Origin of the sequence: Ruminococcus sp. N15.MGS-57, from assembly GCF_000980385.1 — a bacterium.
Lineage (GTDB): Bacteria > Bacillota > Clostridia > Oscillospirales > Ruminococcaceae > Hominimerdicola > Hominimerdicola aceti.
Genome location: NZ_LARF01000091.1, coordinates 1 through 1,815, shown reverse-complemented (window position 1 = coordinate 1,815; position 1,815 = coordinate 1). Strand labels below are relative to the sequence as shown.

Genomic DNA, 1,815 nt, shown 5'->3' with positions numbered 1-1,815 from the left:
AGTAGAAATCTACTACCGCTTCATCGGCAAAATCGACTGACCTTTCTTTTTTACCAAACAATATCTTTAATTAAGGGAAACGGGGAACGGTGAGCTTGACGTTGTCCACGGCCAGAGGACCGGTTTCGTGAGTGGGATTCACATAATGGAAGGCGAACTGAACGCCGTCCACTGCATACTGGGCCGGGATAGCCAGCTCCTTGCGTCCGGAAACAACGCCGGACTTCTCGCCATTGTAGCTGTCGAAGAAGTTCCACAGAGCGGTCCAGGTCTGGCCGCCGTCAGTGGATACCTCCACGGTGGCTGTGTAGGTCTTGTTCTGTGCTCCGTAGTAGCCGTAGCCATAGTCGAAGGACAGGGTTGCTTCCTTGCCGGTCAGATTCACCGCCGGGGAGATCAGATACTCGTCCTGCGCGCCGCCGTTCCAGTCATCGGAGATATAGGCGTGCTTGGTGTCGTTGCCCAGGCTCTTCCAGTTGTAATAGGTATACTGCTTCCAGGTGTAGCCGTTGGGGTTGACGCCCTTGAGGGTCCAGCCGTGGAAGGGGAAGCTGTCGCCGGTGACGGACTCGAAGTCGTTCTCGAACATCACGGTGGGGACATCGGGGATCTTCTCAAATACGACGGAAACGGCGTAGCTCTGGTCCATGGTCAGGGTCAGGACATTGCCGGTAACGGAGGCGGTGCGGCCGTTGACCTTCACGGAGGCCAGCTGATAGCCCTGGTCCGGGGTGAAGGTAACGTCCACGGCCTGGCCGGAGACATAGGTGGTCTGACCGGCGGGGGCCACGGTACCGCCGTCGGAGGCGGTGGTGGTCAGGGTCACGGTGTCGCCGGCAGTGCCGCCGGAGTTTCCCATAGTTAAAGATACCACACCAAATATGATGAACCCACGCTTATACACTACCAGCTATAATAAACCGCAAGGACAGCAATTTGATGATACTGCTGTCCTTTCTTTTATAAAATTGCAGTACACATAAAAAAGCTGTAAAATGATAAATATATTTGTCCTTGTAACAATTCTCGGACATTTGCCTGTTATACTATCTGCAAAAAGCAAAGGAAGTGAGAATATGGAGCAGATTTTAATTGTCGAGGACGACAGTTTTTTGAATAAGATGTTAGACTATAACCTGACCGCAGACGGCTACGGCGTGACTTCTGCCCTAAATGCCAGAACCGCAGCCGAAGCCATCCGCCAGCGGGAATTTGATTTAGTGCTGCTGGACATCAACCTGCCGGACGGGAACGGTTTTGAACTGTGCAAGCTGATAAAGCCCCAGCACCCGGACACCATCGTAATATTCCTGACCGCCAACGATCAGGAGAGCGACCAGATACGGGGCTATGAGGTGGGCGCGGTGGACTACATCACAAAGCCCTTTGTGATCGGGGCCTTGCAGCGGAAAATCAAAGCCATGTTCGCCATGCTGGAACACCACAAACCGGCCAAGGACATTTACGACGACGGGCGGCTGTTTCTGGACTTCTCGGAGCAGACGGCTTCCTTAAACGGCAAGCCCCTGACCCTATCCCCGATGGAGTACAAAATGCTGAACCTGTTCCGTAAAAATCCCCGGCAAGTGCTGACCCGTGGGCAGCTTTTGGAAAAGCTGTGGGATATAGACGAGCGGTTTGTAGACGAACACACCCTGACAACCTCCATCAGCCGGATTCGCAGCAAGATTGAATCCGACGGCGACGCACCCTACATCAAGACCGTTTACGGCATGGGCTATCAATGGACGGGAGGCGAGGCAAAATGAAGTTTCAAAACCTCTCGGTAAAGCGGCTGTTTGGCCGGGTGGCAAT

Annotated in this window: 2 protein-coding genes; one reads left to right on the top strand and one right to left on the bottom strand. The window is 53.7% G+C overall.

Going from position 1 to position 1,815, the window contains the following annotated elements; all coding sequences use genetic code 11:
* Positions 1-70 precede the first annotated feature (70 nt).
* Positions 71-859, bottom strand: a complete 789-nt coding sequence (locus tag WS40_RS10455) for a choice-of-anchor J domain-containing protein (RefSeq protein WP_046442169.1) — start codon at positions 857-859, stop codon at positions 71-73.
* Between the two features lie 217 nt (positions 860-1,076).
* Here WS40_RS10455 and WS40_RS10450 point away from each other — a divergent pair, with 217 nt between their 5' ends.
* Complete coding sequence (locus WS40_RS10450) at positions 1,077-1,769, top strand: response regulator transcription factor (RefSeq protein ID WP_046442134.1); 693 nt, start codon at positions 1,077-1,079, stop codon at positions 1,767-1,769.
* The last annotated feature ends 46 nt before the right edge of the window (positions 1,770-1,815 follow it).

Bases quoted from the DNA above. Each gene is read 5' to 3' on its own strand.
- WS40_RS10450 (WP_046442134.1), top strand. From the start codon at position 1,077: ATGGAGCAGATTTTAATTGTCGAGGACGACAGTTTTTTGAATAAGATG.
- WS40_RS10455 (WP_046442169.1), bottom strand. From the start codon at position 859: ATGGGAAACTCCGGCGGCACTGCCGGCGACACCGTGACCCTGACCACC.